The organism is Streptomyces siamensis (assembly GCF_039543605.1).
GTDB classification, from domain to species: domain Bacteria; phylum Actinomycetota; class Actinomycetes; order Streptomycetales; family Streptomycetaceae; genus Streptomyces; species Streptomyces siamensis.
This window is the reverse complement of sequence record NZ_BAABKB010000029.1, coordinates 181,483-196,636: the sequence shown is the minus strand read 5'-3', so window position 1 is coordinate 196,636 and position 15,154 is coordinate 181,483. Positions and strand designations below refer to the sequence as shown.

13 protein-coding genes are annotated in these 15,154 nt (G+C 72.7%); 8 read left to right on the top strand and 5 right to left on the bottom strand.

Going from position 1 to position 15,154, the window contains the following annotated elements:
• Positions 1–24 precede the first annotated feature (24 nt).
• A complete protein-coding gene (locus ABEB03_RS30700; RefSeq protein WP_345656140.1) occupies positions 25–252 on the top strand; it encodes a hypothetical protein in 228 nt (75 codons plus the stop codon).
• Positions 253–255: 3 nt separating this feature from the next.
• Here ABEB03_RS30700 and ABEB03_RS30695 read toward each other — a convergent pair whose 3' ends face one another.
• The 3 genes from ABEB03_RS30695 to ABEB03_RS30685 all read right to left on the bottom strand — a co-directional run bounded on the left by ABEB03_RS30695 (position 256) and on the right by ABEB03_RS30685 (position 7,153).
• On the bottom strand, positions 256–1,017 hold the full coding sequence (locus ABEB03_RS30695; RefSeq protein WP_345656139.1) for an SDR family NAD(P)-dependent oxidoreductase: 762 nt from the start codon (positions 1,015–1,017) through the stop codon (positions 256–258).
• A 32-nt stretch (positions 1,018–1,049) separates the two neighbouring features.
• Positions 1,050–1,892, bottom strand: coding sequence for an Fpg/Nei family DNA glycosylase (locus tag ABEB03_RS30690; RefSeq protein WP_345656138.1), 843 nt, complete (start codon positions 1,890–1,892; stop codon positions 1,050–1,052).
• 152 nt (positions 1,893–2,044) lie between these two features.
• Complete coding sequence (locus ABEB03_RS30685) at positions 2,045–7,153, bottom strand: ATP-dependent helicase (RefSeq protein WP_345656137.1); 5,109 nt, start codon at positions 7,151–7,153, stop codon at positions 2,045–2,047.
• A gap of 290 nt (positions 7,154–7,443) precedes the next feature.
• Here ABEB03_RS30685 and ABEB03_RS30680 point away from each other — a divergent pair, with 290 nt between their 5' ends.
• The 3 genes from ABEB03_RS30680 to ABEB03_RS30670 are packed head-to-tail and all read left to right on the top strand — an operon-like array spanning position 7,444 to position 9,358.
• Positions 7,444–8,433, top strand: a complete 990-nt coding sequence (locus ABEB03_RS30680) for an AraC family transcriptional regulator (RefSeq protein WP_345656136.1) — start codon at positions 7,444–7,446, stop codon at positions 8,431–8,433.
• On the top strand, positions 8,334–9,053 hold the full coding sequence (locus ABEB03_RS30675; RefSeq protein ID WP_345656156.1) for an AzlC family ABC transporter permease: 720 nt from the start codon (positions 8,334–8,336) through the stop codon (positions 9,051–9,053). Before ABEB03_RS30680 ends, ABEB03_RS30675 begins: the two co-directional genes overlap by 100 nt.
• The gene (locus ABEB03_RS30670) at positions 9,050–9,358 is read left to right on the top strand and encodes an AzlD domain-containing protein (RefSeq protein WP_345656135.1); all 309 of its coding nucleotides are present in this window, start codon (positions 9,050–9,052) and stop codon (positions 9,356–9,358) included. Before ABEB03_RS30675 ends, ABEB03_RS30670 begins: the two co-directional genes overlap by 4 nt.
• A gap of 58 nt (positions 9,359–9,416) precedes the next feature.
• Here the strand turns inward: ABEB03_RS30670 and ABEB03_RS30665 are convergent, their stop codons facing one another.
• Complete coding sequence (locus ABEB03_RS30665; protein WP_345656134.1) at positions 9,417–10,361, bottom strand: hypothetical protein; 945 nt, start codon at positions 10,359–10,361, stop codon at positions 9,417–9,419.
• Between the two features lie 80 nt (positions 10,362–10,441).
• Here ABEB03_RS30665 and ABEB03_RS30660 point away from each other — a divergent pair, with 80 nt between their 5' ends.
• Together ABEB03_RS30660 and ABEB03_RS30655 are read left to right on the top strand one after the other, a co-directional pair.
• Complete coding sequence (locus ABEB03_RS30660; RefSeq protein ID WP_345656133.1) at positions 10,442–10,636, top strand: DUF3046 domain-containing protein; 195 nt, start codon at positions 10,442–10,444, stop codon at positions 10,634–10,636.
• 60 nt (positions 10,637–10,696) lie between these two features.
• Entirely contained in the window at positions 10,697–11,911 is a 1,215-nt protein-coding gene (locus ABEB03_RS30655) for an AI-2E family transporter (protein ID WP_345656132.1), read from the top strand.
• A gap of 52 nt (positions 11,912–11,963) precedes the next feature.
• Here ABEB03_RS30655 and ABEB03_RS30650 read toward each other — a convergent pair whose 3' ends face one another.
• A complete protein-coding gene (locus tag ABEB03_RS30650) occupies positions 11,964–12,746 on the bottom strand; it encodes a hypothetical protein (protein WP_345656131.1) in 783 nt (260 codons plus the stop codon).
• A 415-nt stretch (positions 12,747–13,161) separates the two neighbouring features.
• On the opposite strand from ABEB03_RS30650, the gene recA reads away from it, so the two are divergent.
• The gene (gene recA / locus ABEB03_RS30645) at positions 13,162–14,286 is read left to right on the top strand and encodes a recombinase RecA (RefSeq protein ID WP_345656130.1); all 1,125 of its coding nucleotides are present in this window, start codon (positions 13,162–13,164) and stop codon (positions 14,284–14,286) included.
• A 3-nt stretch (positions 14,287–14,289) separates the two neighbouring features.
• Positions 14,290–15,126, top strand: coding sequence for a recombination regulator RecX (gene recX, locus ABEB03_RS30640; RefSeq protein WP_345656129.1), 837 nt, complete (start codon positions 14,290–14,292; stop codon positions 15,124–15,126).
• Positions 15,127–15,154: the final 28 nt, after the last annotated feature.

Below are 15,154 nucleotides of genomic sequence, written 5' to 3'. Positions count from 1 at the left end.
TAGCGTCGGGCTGGAGGTGGCGGCATGGCAGGGCGAATAGCGCGCTGGGGGGCCGTACTGGGGCTGGGGGCGCTGTGGTGGTGGAGCGTGCTCAGGCTCGCGCTGGTGCCGGGCGCCGGGATGCTGGAGGGCGCGGTCGCGGCCGGCGGCTGGGGGCTGAGCGTGCTGCCGGTGCACTGCGTGCCGAAGTCCCGGACGGCGCGTGCCGCGAGGCCGGCGCGGGTCGCCGTGGCCGCGCGGCCGGACTCGTGACCGCTACCAGGGCATCGACACACCGCCGTTGGGGCGCAGGATCTGACCCGTGGTGAACGCCGAGGCGTCGGAGGCCAGATGCAGCACCGCGTGGGCGATGTCCTCCGGTTCGCCGACCCGGCCCAGTGGTGACAGACGCGCCATGAACGCCTCCGTGTGTGCCTGCGCCTCCCCGTGACGATCGGTCATGGCCGTACGGGTCCAGCCGGGCGCGACCGCGTTGACCCGGATGCCGTGCGGGCCTACCTCGGTGGCCAGCGTCTTCGTCAGCTGCACCACGGCTGCCTTCGCCGCTCCGTAGCAGAACAGTCCGGGGCCGCCGGTGTCGATGGCGCCGGACGCCATCGTGATGACACTGCCCCTGATGCCCTTCGCGATCATCAGGCGGGCGGCCTCCTGGCAGGCGTACCACACGCCCTTGAAGTTGACGTTCAGAACGCGGTCGAGGTCCTCGTCCCGAGTCTCCAGAACCGGGCTGCTGTGCATGATCCCGGCAATCGCGGCCATGACGTCCAGCCGCTCGCAGGATGCGACGGCCTGCTGGACCTGGGTGCGGTCGGAGACGTCGAGCGGGTGCGTGTGGGCCGTGCCGCCCTCGTCCTTGATCAGTACGGCCGTCCGGTCCAGGCCCTGTGCGTCACGGTCCGCGCAATGGACGGTGGCTCCGGCCCGGGCGAGCAGCACGGCGGAGGCGCGGCCGATACCGCTGGCGGCGCCGGTGACGAATGCGGTGCGTCCGGTGAGGTCGTACGCCGTGAGGGCCATGAATTGACGGTACGAGGGTTTCTGACGGGTCGTCAATTAGCTGTGTGCCGGGGAGTTGTACGCAGTCGGCCGGCGCCCGGCGGCGGGGTGGGGCCCGGCTGGCACCTCGGGCACCAGTACGTGGGGCGCTCGCGGGAACCGTCTCCCTGGTCGGCCGACCGGATCGGGGTGCCGCACCGCAGGCAGGGGCGGGGCGTGCGGCCGTACACGAACAGGTTCTGGTCGCGGCGTCCCGTGGTGATGCGGGTGGGGCGGTCGCGGTTGGCCTCCAGCAGCCTCCTGGCGAGGACCGGCAGTTGAGCGGCGCGGTCGGTGGGAAGGTCGCCGACGGGGAGCCAGGGGGTGACGCCCAGCAGGAAGCACAGCTCGCTCTTGTAGACGTTGCCGATCCCGGCGAGATTGCGCTGGTCCAGCAGTGCCTCCCCGAGAGGGCGGGCCGGGTCGCGCAGGAGGTTCGCGAGGGCCTTGTCCGGGTCCCAGTCCGGGCCGAGGAGGTCGGGGCCGAGGTGGCCCACCGCCCGCTCCTCCTCGCCGGTGCGGATGAGGTCCAGTACGGGGAGGCGGTAGCCGACGGCCGTGCGGTCGGCGGTGCCGAGGACGGCCCGGATCTGGTGCGCGGGGCCGCCGCTCCAGCGCTGGCCGGGGGCGTACACCTTCCAGGAGCCGTCCATCCGCAGATGCGAGTGGAGGGTCAGCCCGCCCTCGATCCGGGTGAGGAGGTGCTTTCCGCGCGGGGCGACCTCCAGGACGGCACGGCCGGTGAGGTCGGCGGTGGCGTACCGGGGCACCCGCAGGTCGGACCGGACCAGCACCTTGCCCGCGAGGGCGGTGTGCAGCCTTTTCGCGGCCTGCCAGACGGTGTCTCCTTCAGGCATGGCTCCAGGGTGGCACGCGTCGGGGGGTGGTGGACGTGGGGCGCAGTCGCGGGTGTGTGGGGTGCGAGTGTGCGGGTGCGTGGGGTGTGCGTGTGGCGGCTGTCGGTGGGTGGCTCGGGCTGGTGGCGTGTGGCGGGGTGTCGGCGGGCGGGTCAGGCGCGCAGGCGCAGTCCGCGGGGGGTCGCGATGAAGCCCGCTCCTTCCAGGAGGGTGCCGAACGGGGACGTGAGCGCGGAGGCGCCGTTGACCCGCTCGACCGTGACCGTGCCGAGGGAGCCCGCGCGGGCGGCACCGGCGAGCGCTTCGGCGGCACTGAGCAGCCGGGCGTCCTCCATGACCGACGCGTCCGGGTCCGAGGGCCAGGCCAGCAGGGTCTTGCCGCCCCGCTCCATGTAGAGGGCCAGCTCGCCGTCGACGAGCACCACGAGCGAACCCGCCTTGCGGCCCGGCTTGTGTCCCGCACCGGTCGGGGGCTCGGGCCAGGACAGCGCCGCGCCGTACGCATTGGCCGGGTCGGCGGCCGCCAGCACCACCGCCGGGGCCGCCGCTCGGGTGCGGGAGCGGCCGCTCCCGAAGCCCGGGCCGCCCGGACGGCCGGTGCCGTCGCCGTACCGGGACGGGGGGCGGGCGGAACCGTAGGGACCGCCGGAACGGGCGGGGAAGGGAGAACCTGCCGAGAACGCGGAGTCGGCGGAGTACCTGTGATCGCCGTCGGGGCCGAGGCCGGAGCCGTCGGTGCCGTGGTCGTCGGGGAAGTCGGGGAAGCCGAGGGCGTCCCCGGATCCGGGGACGTCCGGGAAGCCGGTGCCTTCGGTCGGCCCGAAACCGTGCGACTTGCCGAACGCGTCCAGCGCGTCCCCGTCGTCCGGGACGTCCGACCCGCGCGCGGCACCACGGTCGCCCGGGAACGCGGGGGTGTTCGCGGATCCGAGATCGCCGGGGAAGGCGGGGACGGCCGGGAGTCCGTCCGGGAAGCCCGGGAATCCGTCCGGCAGGCCCTGGGCGGACAGGGCCTCGCCCCGGTCCCGGGCGTTCGCCGCCGCGCGCAGACGGTCCACCGCGCCGTCCATCGCGAATTGAGCCGCGCCGAGCCCCTCGACCACATAGCCGCGCCGGGCCTGGCCGCTGTCCTCGAACGCGGACAGGATGCGATACACCGCCGAGAAGCCGCCCTCGACCCCTTCCGCGGCGACGGCACCCCGCGTCACCACGCCGTGCCGGTCGAGCAGGGTGCGGGCCAGGGCATGAGCGCGCACCGTGGCATCCGGCTCACGCTCGGGGAGCAGCGACCAGCGGCCCGCCACCGTCGGCGGACCGGTCCGGGACTGAGGACGCGCCCCGCCGGTCAGTGAGCCGTAACGCCCACGCGGGACGGAGCGCTTGGCGCGGTGCGCCGTGGACCCCGCGGTACGGCCGGAGCCCAGGACGGAGCGCATCGGCGCGAGCGTGTCGTTCGTCAGGCGCCCGGACCAGGCCAGGTCCCAGATCGCGTCGGCGAGCTGGGGGTCGGTGGCATCGGGGTGCGTGGTGGCGCGCACCTGGTCGGCGATCTGGCGGAAGAAGAGGCCGTACCCCCCGGACAGCGAGTCCAGCACCGACTGGTGGAGCGCCGTCAGCTCCAACGGGTGCGGGGCCGGCAGGAGCAGCGGGGCGGCGTCGGCCAGATACAGCGACACCCACCCGTCCTTGCCCGGCAGCGACCCGGCCCCGGCCCACACCACCTCTCCGGCGGCGGTGAGTTCGTCGAGCATCGCGGGGGCGTAACCCGCGACCCGGGAGGGCAGGACGAGCTTCTCCAACGCGGACGCGGGCACGGACGCGCCCTGCAACTGCTCGACGGCACGCACCAGTCCGTCGACGCCACGCAGCCCGTGCCCCTGACCCACGTGCTGCCACTGCGGCAGGAACTGGGCGAGCGCGGCGGGCGGCACCGGCTCCAGCTCGTGACGAAGGGCCGCGAGGGAGCGCCGCCGCAGCCTGCGCAACACCGCCGCGTCGCACCACTCCTGGCCGATGCCCGCCGGATGGAACTCGCCCTGCACGACACGCCCGCTCGCCGCGAGCCGCTGCAACGCGCCGTCCGTGACGGCCGTGCCGAGACCGAAGCGGGCCGCGGCCGTCGTGGAGGTGAACGGGCCGTGGGTGCGCGCGTACCGGGCGAGCAGGTCGCCGAGCGGATCCTTGACCAGTTCGGTGAAGGCTTCCGGGACACCGACGGGCAGCGCCGTGCCGAGTGCGTCGCGCAGTCGGCCCGCGTCCTCGACGGCGGCCCAGTGGTCCGCCCCGGCGATCCGTACCCGGATCGCACGGCGGGCCGCGGTCAACTCGTGGGCCCACTGCGGTTCGGCGCCGCGTTCCGCCAGCTCGCCGTCCGTGAGCGGACCCAGCAGACGCAGCAGGTCGGCGACACCTTCCGCGTCCTTGACGCGGCGGTCCTCCGTCAGCCACTGGAGCTCACGCTCCAACTCGGCCAGGACGTCGGCGTCGAGGAGCTCGCGCAGCTCGGCCTGGCCGAGGAGCTCGGCCAGCAGCCGCGAGTCCAGCGACAGGGCCGCGGCGCGCCGCTCGGCCAGCGGGGAGTCCCCCTCGTACAGGAACTGCGCGACGTACCCGAAGAGCAGGGAACGGGCGAAGGGGGAGGGCTCGGGTGTGGTGACCTCGACGAGTCGCACCTTGCGGGACTCGATGTCGCCCATCAGTTCCGTGAGGCCCGGCACGTCGAAGACGTCCTGGAGGCACTCGCGGACCGCTTCGAGGACGATCGGGAACGATCCGTACTCGCTCGCCACTTCGAGGAGTTGGGCGGCGCGCTGACGCTGCTGCCACAGCGGAGTGCGCTTGCCGGGACTGCGGCGCGGCAGCAGCAGCGCGCGGGCGGCGCACTCGCGGAAGCGGGACGCGAACAGTGCGGAGCCGCCCACCTGGTCGGTGACGATCTGGTCGACCTCGCCCTTGTCGAAGGCGACGTCCGCCGCTCCCACGGGCGCCTGCTCCGCGTCGTACTCCGTGCCCGCCTTCGTCGGGGTCTGGTCCAGCAGGTCCAGGCCCATCAGATCGGCGTCGGGGAGCCGCAGCACGATGCCGTCGTCGGCGTGCATCACCTGGGCGTCCATGCCGTACCGCTCGGAGAGCTTGGCGCCCAGCGCGAGCGCCCAGGGGGCGTGGACCTGGGCGCCGAACGGCGAGTGCACGACGACGCGCCAGTCGCCCAGCTCGTCGCGGAACCGCTCGACGACGATGGTCCGGTCGTCGGGCACGTGACCGCACGCCTCGCGCTGTTCGGTCAGGTACGACAGCACGTTGTCCGCGGCCCAGGCGTCCAGACCGGCGGCGAGCAGCCGGAGCCGCGCGTCTTCCCTGGAGAGCGAGCCCACCTCGCGCAGGAACGCGCCGACCGCGCGGCCCAGTTCGAGGGGACGGCCGAGCTGGTCGCCCTTCCAGAAGGGGAGCCTGCCCGGGACGCCCGGGGCCGGCGACACCAGGACGCGGTCGCGCGTGATGTCCTCGATGCGCCACGAACTGGTGCCGAGCGTGAAGACATCGCCGACACGGGACTCGTAGACCATCTCCTCGTCGAGCTCGCCGACCCGGCCGCCGCCCTTCTTGGGGTCGGACCCCGCGAGGAAGACGCCGAAGAGCCCCCGGTCGGGGATCGTGCCTCCGGAGGTGACGGCGAGGCGCTGAGCACCCGGCCGGCCGGTGACCGTGCCGGCGACGCGGTCCCACACCACGCGCGGCCTGAGCTCCGCGAAGGCGTCGGAGGGATAGCGGCCCGCGAGCATGTCGAGCACCGCGGTGAAGGCCGATTCCGGGAGCGAGGCGAAAGGGGCCGCCCGGCGGACCATGGCGAGCAGGTCGTCGACCTGCCATGTGTCGAGCGCGGTCATGGCGACGAGCTGCTGCGCCAGCACGTCCAGGGGATTGGCGGGCACCCGGAGGGACTCGATGGAACCGGTGCGCATCCGCTCGGTGACGACGGCCGCCTGGACCAGGTCGCCCCGGTACTTGGGGAACACCACACCCGTGGAGACCGCGCCCACCTGGTGACCGGCGCGCCCCACGCGCTGCAGGCCGGAGGCCACGGACGGCGGCGACTCCACCTGGACGACGAGGTCGACCGCACCCATGTCGATGCCCAGCTCCAGGCTGGAGGTGGCGACCACGGCCGGCAGACGACCGGCCTTCAGGTCCTCCTCGACGAGGGCCCGCTGCTCCTTGGAGACGGAGCCGTGGTGGGCACGGGCGATGACGGGCGGGGCACCCTGCGCGGCTCCCGAACCGCCCATCAACTGGGCCGGTGCGTGCGCTTCTTCGAGCGGTTCCCCGGTGGCCCTCTCGTACGCGATCTCGTTGAGCCGGTTGCACAGGCGCTCCGCCAGGCGGCGGGAGTTGGCGAACACGATCGTCGAGCGGTGGGACTGGACGAGGTCGGCGATCCGCTCCTCGACGTGCGGCCAGATGGAGGGCTTCTCGGCGCCCTCATTGCCGTCGGCGGCGGGGGAGGCGCCCAGCTCGCCCAAGTCCTCCACCGGGACGACCACGGAGAGATCGAACTCCTTGCCGGACCGCGGCTGGACGATCTCCACCTTGCGGCGGGGCGAGAGGAAGCGGGCCACCTCGTCCACCGGGCGCACCGTGGCCGAGAGGCCGATCCGGCGGGCGGGCTTCGGGAGCAGCTCGTCGAGGCGCTCCAGGGTGAGCGCGAGATGGGCGCCGCGCTTGGTGCCCGCCACCGCGTGCACCTCGTCGAGGATCACCGTCTCGATGCCCGTCAGCGCGTCGCGCGTGGCCGAGGTCAGCATCAGGAACAGCGACTCGGGAGTCGTGATCAGGATGTCCGGCGGACGGGTGGCCAGCGCGCGCCGCTCGGCCGCGGGGGTGTCCCCGGAGCGGATGCCCACCTTGACCTCGGGTTCGGGTAGCCCGAGCCGCACCGACTCCTGCCTGATGCCGGTGAGGGGGCTGCGCAGATTGCGCTCCACGTCGACCGCGAGGGCCTTCAGCGGGGACACGTACAGCACCCGGCAGCGCTTGCGCGGGTCGGCCGGGGGCGGGGTGGAGGCCAGCTGGTCGAGCGCGGCGAGGAAGGCGGCCAGCGTCTTGCCGGAGCCCGTGGGGGCCACGACGAGGACGTCCGAACCCTCGCCGATGGCTGCCCACGCCCCGGCCTGGGCCGCGGTGGGCGCGGAAAAGGCCCCCGTGAACCAGCCGCGGGTCGCGGGGGAGAAGCCGTCGAGGGCTCGGTGTGCGGAGCTGACCATGCGTCCATCCTGCACCCGGCCACTGACAATGTGCCTGACCTGCGGAAATGATAGCCGGGAGCCGGGAGCCGGGAGCCGGGAGCCGGGAGCCGGGAGCCGGGAGCCGGGAGCCGGGAGCCGGGAGCCGGGAGCCGGAAGCCGGAAGCCGGAAGCCGGGAGACCGGGGAGGTGGCGGTGATGTCGGGGCGCGGGTGGCCTGGCGGTTCCGTCGCTCCTCCGAGGCCGCATGGCCCGACGGTGGCCGCCGGAGCCCGCGATCCGGCCGCCACCGCTGACGGAGAATGGAGGGCATGGCGACCTCGGCGGAACGGGCACGGCACTGGCGGTACGCGGAACTGCCCGGCGTCGACCTGCTCCGCGCACGTTACGTGGAAAAGATCTTCGTGCGGCACACCCACGAGAACTTCGTCATCGCAGCCATCGCCGACGGCGTAGAGGTCTTCCACCACGGCGGCGCCGACCAGTACGCGGGTCCAGGTTCCCTGGCCCTGGTCAACCCGGACACCGCGCACACCGGCCGCGCCGGCGTACCCGAAGGCTGGCGGTACGGGGCGGTGTACCCGTCGCCTGAGCTGGTCGCCGAGATCGCCGCCGAGACCACGTCCATCCGCGGCACCCCCGGATTCGTCGCCCCGGTGCTCGACGACCCGTACACGGTGGGCCTGGTCCACCAGGTCCTGCGGGCGGCTGAGGAGGGCAACGCGCTCGCCGCCGACACCATGCTGCGCGTCGCGGTGACCCGGCTGCTGCGCCTGAACGGCGGGCCGCTGCCCCAGCGGTCCGTGCGCTCCGCGGGTGCTCGCACCGCCGCACGCGCGCGTGCCGTGCTGGAGGAGCGGATGGCCGAGCCCCCGACCCTGGAGCGGCTCGCCGCCGACCTCGGGACCAGCCCGTTCGCCCTGCTGCGCGCGTTCCGGGACGCCTACGGCATGCCTCCCCACACCTGGCTGACCGACGCCCGGGTACGCCGGGCGCGGCACCTGCTGGACGCCGGTTCCGCGCCCGCGGAAGCGGCGGTCGCCGTCGGCTTCACGGACCAGCCGCACCTGAACCGGCACTTCAGCCGGATCGTGGGCGTGCCCCCGGGTGCCTACCAGCGCGAGCGCAAGAACGTACAAGACCATCACGGACGCCTGGCCGTACCGTCCGGGGTGTGGCAGAACAGACAGCTCTCGCAGACATACGCAGTGAAGGACGCGGAAAACCCGACGCCGCCGTCGTCCGGGACGCCCTGGGAGTCGGGGTCGCCGTCGGACTGTCCGGTTTCGCCTTCGGGGTGACCTCGGCGGGCAGCGGGCTCACCCTGCTGCAGACCTGCGCGCTCAGTCTCCTGGTCTTCACCGGGGCCTCGCAGTTCGCACTGGTGGGCGCACTCGCGGCCGGGGGCAACCCGCTCACGGCCGCCGCGGGCGCGTTTTTCCTCGGGGTCCGCAACGCCTTCTACGGACTGCGTCTGTCGCAGCTGCTGGCCCTCCCGCGCGCGGTGCGTCCCTTCGCCGCCCAGTGGGTCATCGACGAGACCACGGCGGTCGCGCTCGCCCAGCCCACCCGGCGCAGTGTCCGCATCGGCTTCACCGTCACCGGACTCACCCTCTACCTGCTGTGGAACCTGACCACACTGCTCGGGGCCGTCGGGGCCGAGGCCATCGGCGACACCGACGCCTGGGGGCTGGACGCCGCAGGACCCGCCGTCTTCCTGGCCCTGCTCGCGCCGATGCTGAGGACCGGCACGGAGCGCGCGGTCGCCGGAGCCGCGGTCCTGCTGGGACTTGGCCTGCTGCCCGTGCTGCCCGCCGGAGTGCCCGTCCTGGTGGCGGCGCTGGCCGCGCCGGTGGCTCTGTGGCTGCAGGGGCGCCGCGGGACGAAGACCGCCGACGACGGACCGAGGGAAGAGCGTTGAACATCTGGATCGCCATCGGCGCCACAGCCGTGGGCTGCTACGCCGTCAAGCTCATCGGGCTGCTGGTCCCGGCCGGAGTGCTGGAACGCCCGGTCGTGCAGCGCCTCTCCGCCCTGCTGCCCGTCGCCCTCCTCGCGGCGCTCACCGCCCAGCAGACCTTCGCCGACGGACGGGTCCTCGTCATCGACGCGAAGGCCGCGGGGCTCGCCGCCGCCGCCGTCGCACTGGTCCTGCGGGCGCCCTTCCTGCTCGTGGTCGGCGCCGCCGTCGTGGTGACCGCGGGTGTGCGGGCGCTCACCGGCTGACGATCCTGTCGCGGCAGTCGCCCGCAGGCAGCCCCGGCAGCCCCGGCAGCCCCGGCCGTCAGCCGATGGGCCGGCCGTACGCGCGCAGTGTGCGCAGCGCCTCGATGGTCACCATGGGGCGGCACTCCAGGGCCGTGCCCGGCGCCCACTGACGCCAGCGGACCGGCCACCCTCCGTCCGCCTCCTGCTCGTTTGCCAGGTGATCCAGGGAGCGCGACATCTCCTCGTCGGTGAACCACGCGCGCGCGAGAGACTCGGGGGTCTTCGCGTAGTCGTGCGGGAAGTGGTGCTCGCCCGGCGCGTATCCGGACGCGACCGGAAACGCCTCCAGGCGTTCGGGATCCAGCGCCGCGAGCCGGTGCTCGCGCACCATCCGGCCCAGCCGGTCGGCGGCGGCCTTCGCGCGGGAGCGGTCGGGCGCGGAGTCCAGGAAGGCGACGGCCGCCTCGATCTCGTAGGGATGAGACTTGTCCAGGGAGTCGACCGCCTGCCAGCAGAAGTCGGTGGCCCGGAACAGCCAGGCGTGCCACACCTCGTTGCGGTGCAGCAGGCCGACCACGGGTCCTGTGGCGAGGAGTTCGCTGGGCGGGTCGTCGACGATCGGGACGAAGGGGGCCGTCGGGTATCCGCGCTGGCTCGGGTGGATCGCGGGCAGGGCGCCGTCCGCCGTGGACACGGAGGTCAGGTAGCGGCACACGCGTTCCACGCGCTGTCCGCCGCAGCGCCCGATGGAGTCGAGCACGCGCAGTGCGTGACCGGTGTGCAGCGGCTGGCTGACCGGACCGCGCAGATCGGGTTCGAGCGCGTGACCGTACCCCTCGTCCTCATTGCGGTAGGCGGCCAGCGCGGTTTCCACCGCGTCGGCGTCGCCGCGGAGGAAGTGGTACGCGAAACGGCGCTGCTCCAGCACGCGCGCGGTGAGCCAGACGAAGTGCTCGGCGCGCGAGAGCGGGGAGTGCGCCGGGGGCGTCGGGGGGAGTGGGGATGCTCCTGTATCGGCCATGCGACAGACCGTAGGGCGGAAAGCGGTCTCGGCAAGTGGTCCCGGCTCCGGCCCACTCGCAGGGGCGGGATACTGGGGTCATGCGGTTGACGGTCTTCTGGCAGCGGATGGCGGATCACTTCGGTGCGGGGTACGCCGACACTTTCGCGCGCGATCATGTGATGACGGAACTCGGCGGGCGCACCGTGCGCGAGGCGCTGGACGCGGGCTGGGAAGCCAAGGACGTGTGGCGTGTGGTGTGCGCGACCATGAACATTCCGCACGAAAACCGCTGACCGGCCACGAAGATCCGGGGGCGGGTCCCGATTGTCGGCGGCGTGGGCGAGACTTGCTGGGTGGCCCCGACAGACGAGACCGCGCAGGTCGCCCCGCAGGCATCACCGTTCGGCACGACGCCGCCCGATCCACCCCCGGGCGGAGACGCCGACGCGCGCGGCGGACGCATGCCGCGCTGGCTGCCGCGTGCCATGGTGCTCGCTCTCGCCCTCATCGCCGTCTTCCAGCTGGGCAGTTGGGCCTTCCACCAGCTCACCGGCCTGTTGATCAACATCCTCATCGCGTTCTTCCTGGCGCTCGCCATCGAGCCCGCGGTGAGCTGGATGGCCTCGCACGGCATGCGCCGGGGGCTGGCCACCTTCCTCGTCTTCATCGGGTCGATGATCGTGATAGCCGGGTTCATCACGCTGCTCGGCTCGATGCTCGCGGGCCAGATCATCAAGATGGTCGAGGGCTTCCCCGAGTACCTCGACTCGGTCATCAACTGGATCAACACGCACTTCCACACCGACCTGAGACGGGTGGACATCCAGGACAGCCTGCTCCACTCCGACTGGCTGCGGAAGTACGTGCAGAACAGCGCCACCGGCGTCCTCGACGTGTCCGCGCAGGTGTTGGGTGGCCTCTTCCAACTGCTGACGATCGTGTTGTTCTCGTTCTACTTCGCCGCCGACGGGCCGCGCCTGCGGCGGGCGCTCTGCTCGGTGCTGCCGCCGGCCCGGCAGGCCGAGGTGCTCCGCGCCTGGGAGATCGCGGTCGACAAGACCGGCGGCTATCTGTACTCGCGCGGCCTGATGGCGCTCGTCTCGGGCATCGCCCACTACATCCTGCTGCAGGCACTGGGCGTGCCCTACGCGCCCGTGCTCGGCGTGTGGGTGGGCCTGGTCTCGCAGTTCATCCCCACCATCGGCACCTATCTCGCGGGCGCCCTGCCCATGTTGATCGCTTTCACGATCAACCCCTGGTACGCGCTGTGGGTGCTCATCTTCGTCGTGGTCTACCAGCAGTTCGAGAACTACGTGCTCCAGCCCAAGCTGACCGCCAAGACCGTGGACATCCATCCCGCGGTCGCCTTCGGGTCGGTCATCGCGGGCACCGCGCTCCTCGGCGCCGTCGGTGCGCTGATCGCCATTCCGGCCGTCGCCACGCTCCAGGCGTTCCTCGGGGCCTACGTGAAGCGGTACGACGTCACGGACGACCCCCGGGTGCACGGGCACCGGACGCGGAGTTCGAGCACCTTCCTCGGGCGGGTGCGGGGCCTGTTCACCCGCTGACGTCCGCCGGGCCGCTCAACGGGGGCGCCCGAGCGTGCGGGCGCCCGGCCGTTCACCAGGTGAGGGCCGCCCACACACCGGCGCCGACGACGGCCGCCGTGTAGCAGCCGACCGCCGCGTACATGATCCGCTGCCGGGCCGCGCCGCTCCAGGTGGTGCGGGAGAGCAGCCGGGCCAGCGCGGGCAGCACCAGCACGGCGTGCAGGCTCACCCCGTGCAGCGGCTTGAGCGGGGCCGTCGAGTGGTACGCCGCCTCCTGGTGGCCGGTCCGGGTGAGGACGACCCCTCGCGCGATCATCGCGGCGCCCGACAGCAGGGCGACGATCAAGATGGCGAACCCGGCACGGAGCGCGAGCGGCATGCCCGCCGGGCCCGTGGGCCGGCCGCGGAACGAGGCGACGGCGAACACGGTGAGCAGGACGACGAGCACTCCGCCGCCCACGGCGAGCGTCATGGAGACCGCCGTGTCGAAGCCGGTCTCCATGTTGAGATGCGAGGGCACCCGGCGCCATGCCTGAAGCGTGATCCCGCCGACCTCCACCACGCAGTCCGCGGCGAACACGACCAGCAGCGCCGTGCGCAGCCGGCTGCCGACGCGCAGGTAGGACGTGACCCAGGTGATCGCGATCAGGGTCAGCCCGAAGGAGAGTCCGAAGGTGACGGGCTTGCGCCAGGAGACGGGACCGTCCCAGGGGCCGCCGTCGACGGCGAAGACCGCCAGGTGCGCGCATCCCGTCAGGACGAGCAGCGCGCCCGTCGCGTAGCAGAGCCGCTCGGCCGGGCGGGGCGTGGTCCTCACCGGTGCCGGCGGCCGGGACGTGGTGGTGGTCTCCATGGCTCACAGCCTGGCGACCGGGCCCCGCCGCGTCGTCGTACCCCCGAAGGCACCGCCCGTACGCCCGGGGGAGTAGCCCGGCCGCCGGGTGGGCACGGCGCGGGAGCGACCGCCCGCCGGGCCCGGACGATCCGTGCCCGGCCGGCGGAGGACCGGGCGTCGTCCGGTGGAGGGCCGGGGCGTTGTCGGAGCGCCGCCGTACTCTCGGAGATGCGCGTGGTGCGCTTGACACGAAAATCGAACATCCATTCTTATGGAGGCTCCAGCGAGGCTCTCGGCGGGCATTTCGACAGGGTTTTGATGGAGATGTGCCCGAGTTATCCACAGGCCGGACGGGCGTCGGGGCGCATTGTCAGTGGCAGGCGTTAGCGTCTTTGACGTGAAGCGATCGACTCAAGCAAACCGGGTGGAACCCATGGCAGGAACCGACCGCGAGAAGGCACTCGACGCCGCGCTCGCACAGATTGAACGGCAGTTCGGCAAGGGCGCCGTGATGCGCCTCGGCGAGCGGCCGAATGAGCCCATCGAGGTCATCCCCACCGGGTCGACCGCACTCGACGTCGCCCTCGGTGTCGGCGGCCTGCCGCGCGGCCGAGTGGTCGAGGTGTACGGCCCGGAGTCCTCCGGCAAGACGACCCTGACCCTGCACGCGGTGGCGAACGCGCAGAAGGCCGGCGGCCAGGTGGCCTTCGTGGACGCCGAGCACGCCCTCGACCCCGAGTACGCGAAGAAGCTCGGCGTCGACATCGACAACCTGATCCTGTCGCAGCCGGACAACGGCGAGCAGGCCCTGGAGATCGTGGACATGCTGGTCCGCTCGGGCGCGCTCGACCTCATCGTCATCGACTCCGTGGCCGCCCTGGTGCCGCGCGCGGAGATCGAGGGCGAGATGGGCGACTCGCACGTGGGTCTGCAGGCCCGCCTGATGAGCCAGGCCCTGCGGAAGATCACCAGCGCGCTCAACCAGTCGAAGACCACCGCGATCTTCATCAACCAGCTCCGCGAGAAGATCGGCGTGATGTTCGGCTCCCCGGAGACCACGACGGGTGGCCGGGCCCTGAAGTTCTATGCCTCGGTGCGCATCGACATCCGCCGCATCGAGACCCTGAAGGACGGCACGGAGGCGGTCGGCAACCGCACCCGCTGCAAGGTCGTGAAGAACAAGGTTGCGCCGCCCTTCAAGCAGGCCGAGTTCGACATCCTCTACGGCCAGGGCATCAGCCGCGAGGGCGGCCTGATCGACATGGGCGTGGAGCACGGCTTCGTCCGCAAGGCCGGCGCCTGGTACACGTACGAGGGCGACCAGCTCGGCCAGGGCAAGGAGAACGCCCGCAACTTCCTCAAGGACAACCCCGACCTCGCCAACGAGATCGAGAAGAAGATCAAGGAGAAGCTGGGCGTCGGCGTGCGTCCCGAGGAGCCCGCCACCGAGCCCGGCACGGACGCCGCGGTCTCCGCGGGCGCGGACGAGGCCGCGAAGACGGTGCCCGCACCGGCTGCCAAGGCGACCAAGTCCAAGGCCGCGGCGGCCAAGAGCTAGTCCATGACGCGACGAACCGACTGGGCCGAGTACGCGTACCCCATCGCTCCGGAAGGGCCGGGGCAGGGGTACGACGGGCGGGACGGCGGCTCGGCCGGACACGGTGACAACGCGTACGACACCGCGGCGCACGACGGGTTTCAGGGCGACCCGGACGGCGATGCGCCGGGCGGTGCCTCAGTCGGCGGTGGCTCGCGCCGCGGCGGGGGCCGGCGCGCCGACGGGGGGCCGCGTGGTGGCCGAGGGCGTCGAAGGCGTGGCGGTTTCGGCGAGGCGTCCGGCGACCCACAGGACGGAGGCGCCCCTGCCTCGTCGAGGGCCGAGAAGGGGGAGTCTTCAGGGGACCCGGCTGAGCGGGCGCGGGCAATCTGTCTGCGCCTGCTCACCGGGACCCCGCGTACGCGGAAGCAACTCGCCGACGCGCTGCGCAAGCGCGAGATCCCGGACGACGTGGCGGACGAAGTGCTGACACGGTTCGAAGAGGTCGGCCTGATCAATGACAGTGCCTTCGCCGGCGCCTGGGTGGAGTCCCGGCACCACGGCCGGGGGCTGGCCAGACGGGCACTCGCGCAGGAGTTGCGGACCAAGGGCGTCGACTCGACGCTGATCGACGAGGCCGTCGGACAGCTCGACTCCGAGCAGGAGGAGACGACCGCGCGGGAGCTGGTCGCCCGCAAACTGCGTTCCACCCGCGGTCTCGACCGCGACAAGCGGCTGCGCCGGCTCGCGGGCATGCTCGCCCGCAAGGGCTACCCGGAAGGCATGGCCCTGCGCGTGGTCCGCCAGGCGCTGGAGGAAGAGGGCGAGGACACGGAGGGGCTGGACGACGCGGGGTACTGACCGGCTTCGCAGCGGCAGAAGCCGCACA

Excerpts from the sequence above, each read along its gene's own strand:
- recX (WP_345656129.1), top strand. The coding sequence starts at position 14,290 with ATGACGCGACGAACCGACTGGGCCGAGTACGCGTACCCCATCGCTCCG.
- ABEB03_RS30695 (WP_345656139.1), bottom strand. The coding sequence starts at position 1,017 with ATGGCCCTCACGGCGTACGACCTCACCGGACGCACCGCATTCGTCACC.
- ABEB03_RS30690 (WP_345656138.1), bottom strand. The coding sequence starts at position 1,892 with ATGCCTGAAGGAGACACCGTCTGGCAGGCCGCGAAAAGGCTGCACACC.
- recA (WP_345656130.1), top strand. The coding sequence starts at position 13,162 with ATGGCAGGAACCGACCGCGAGAAGGCACTCGACGCCGCGCTCGCACAG.
- ABEB03_RS30680 (WP_345656136.1), top strand. The coding sequence starts at position 7,444 with ATGGCGACCTCGGCGGAACGGGCACGGCACTGGCGGTACGCGGAACTG.
- ABEB03_RS30660 (WP_345656133.1), top strand. The coding sequence starts at position 10,442 with ATGCGGTTGACGGTCTTCTGGCAGCGGATGGCGGATCACTTCGGTGCG.
- ABEB03_RS30685 (WP_345656137.1), bottom strand. The coding sequence starts at position 7,153 with ATGGTCAGCTCCGCACACCGAGCCCTCGACGGCTTCTCCCCCGCGACC.
- ABEB03_RS30650 (WP_345656131.1), bottom strand. The coding sequence starts at position 12,746 with ATGGAGACCACCACCACGTCCCGGCCGCCGGCACCGGTGAGGACCACG.
- ABEB03_RS30700 (WP_345656140.1), top strand. The coding sequence starts at position 25 with ATGGCAGGGCGAATAGCGCGCTGGGGGGCCGTACTGGGGCTGGGGGCG.
- ABEB03_RS30665 (WP_345656134.1), bottom strand. The coding sequence starts at position 10,361 with ATGGCCGATACAGGAGCATCCCCACTCCCCCCGACGCCCCCGGCGCAC.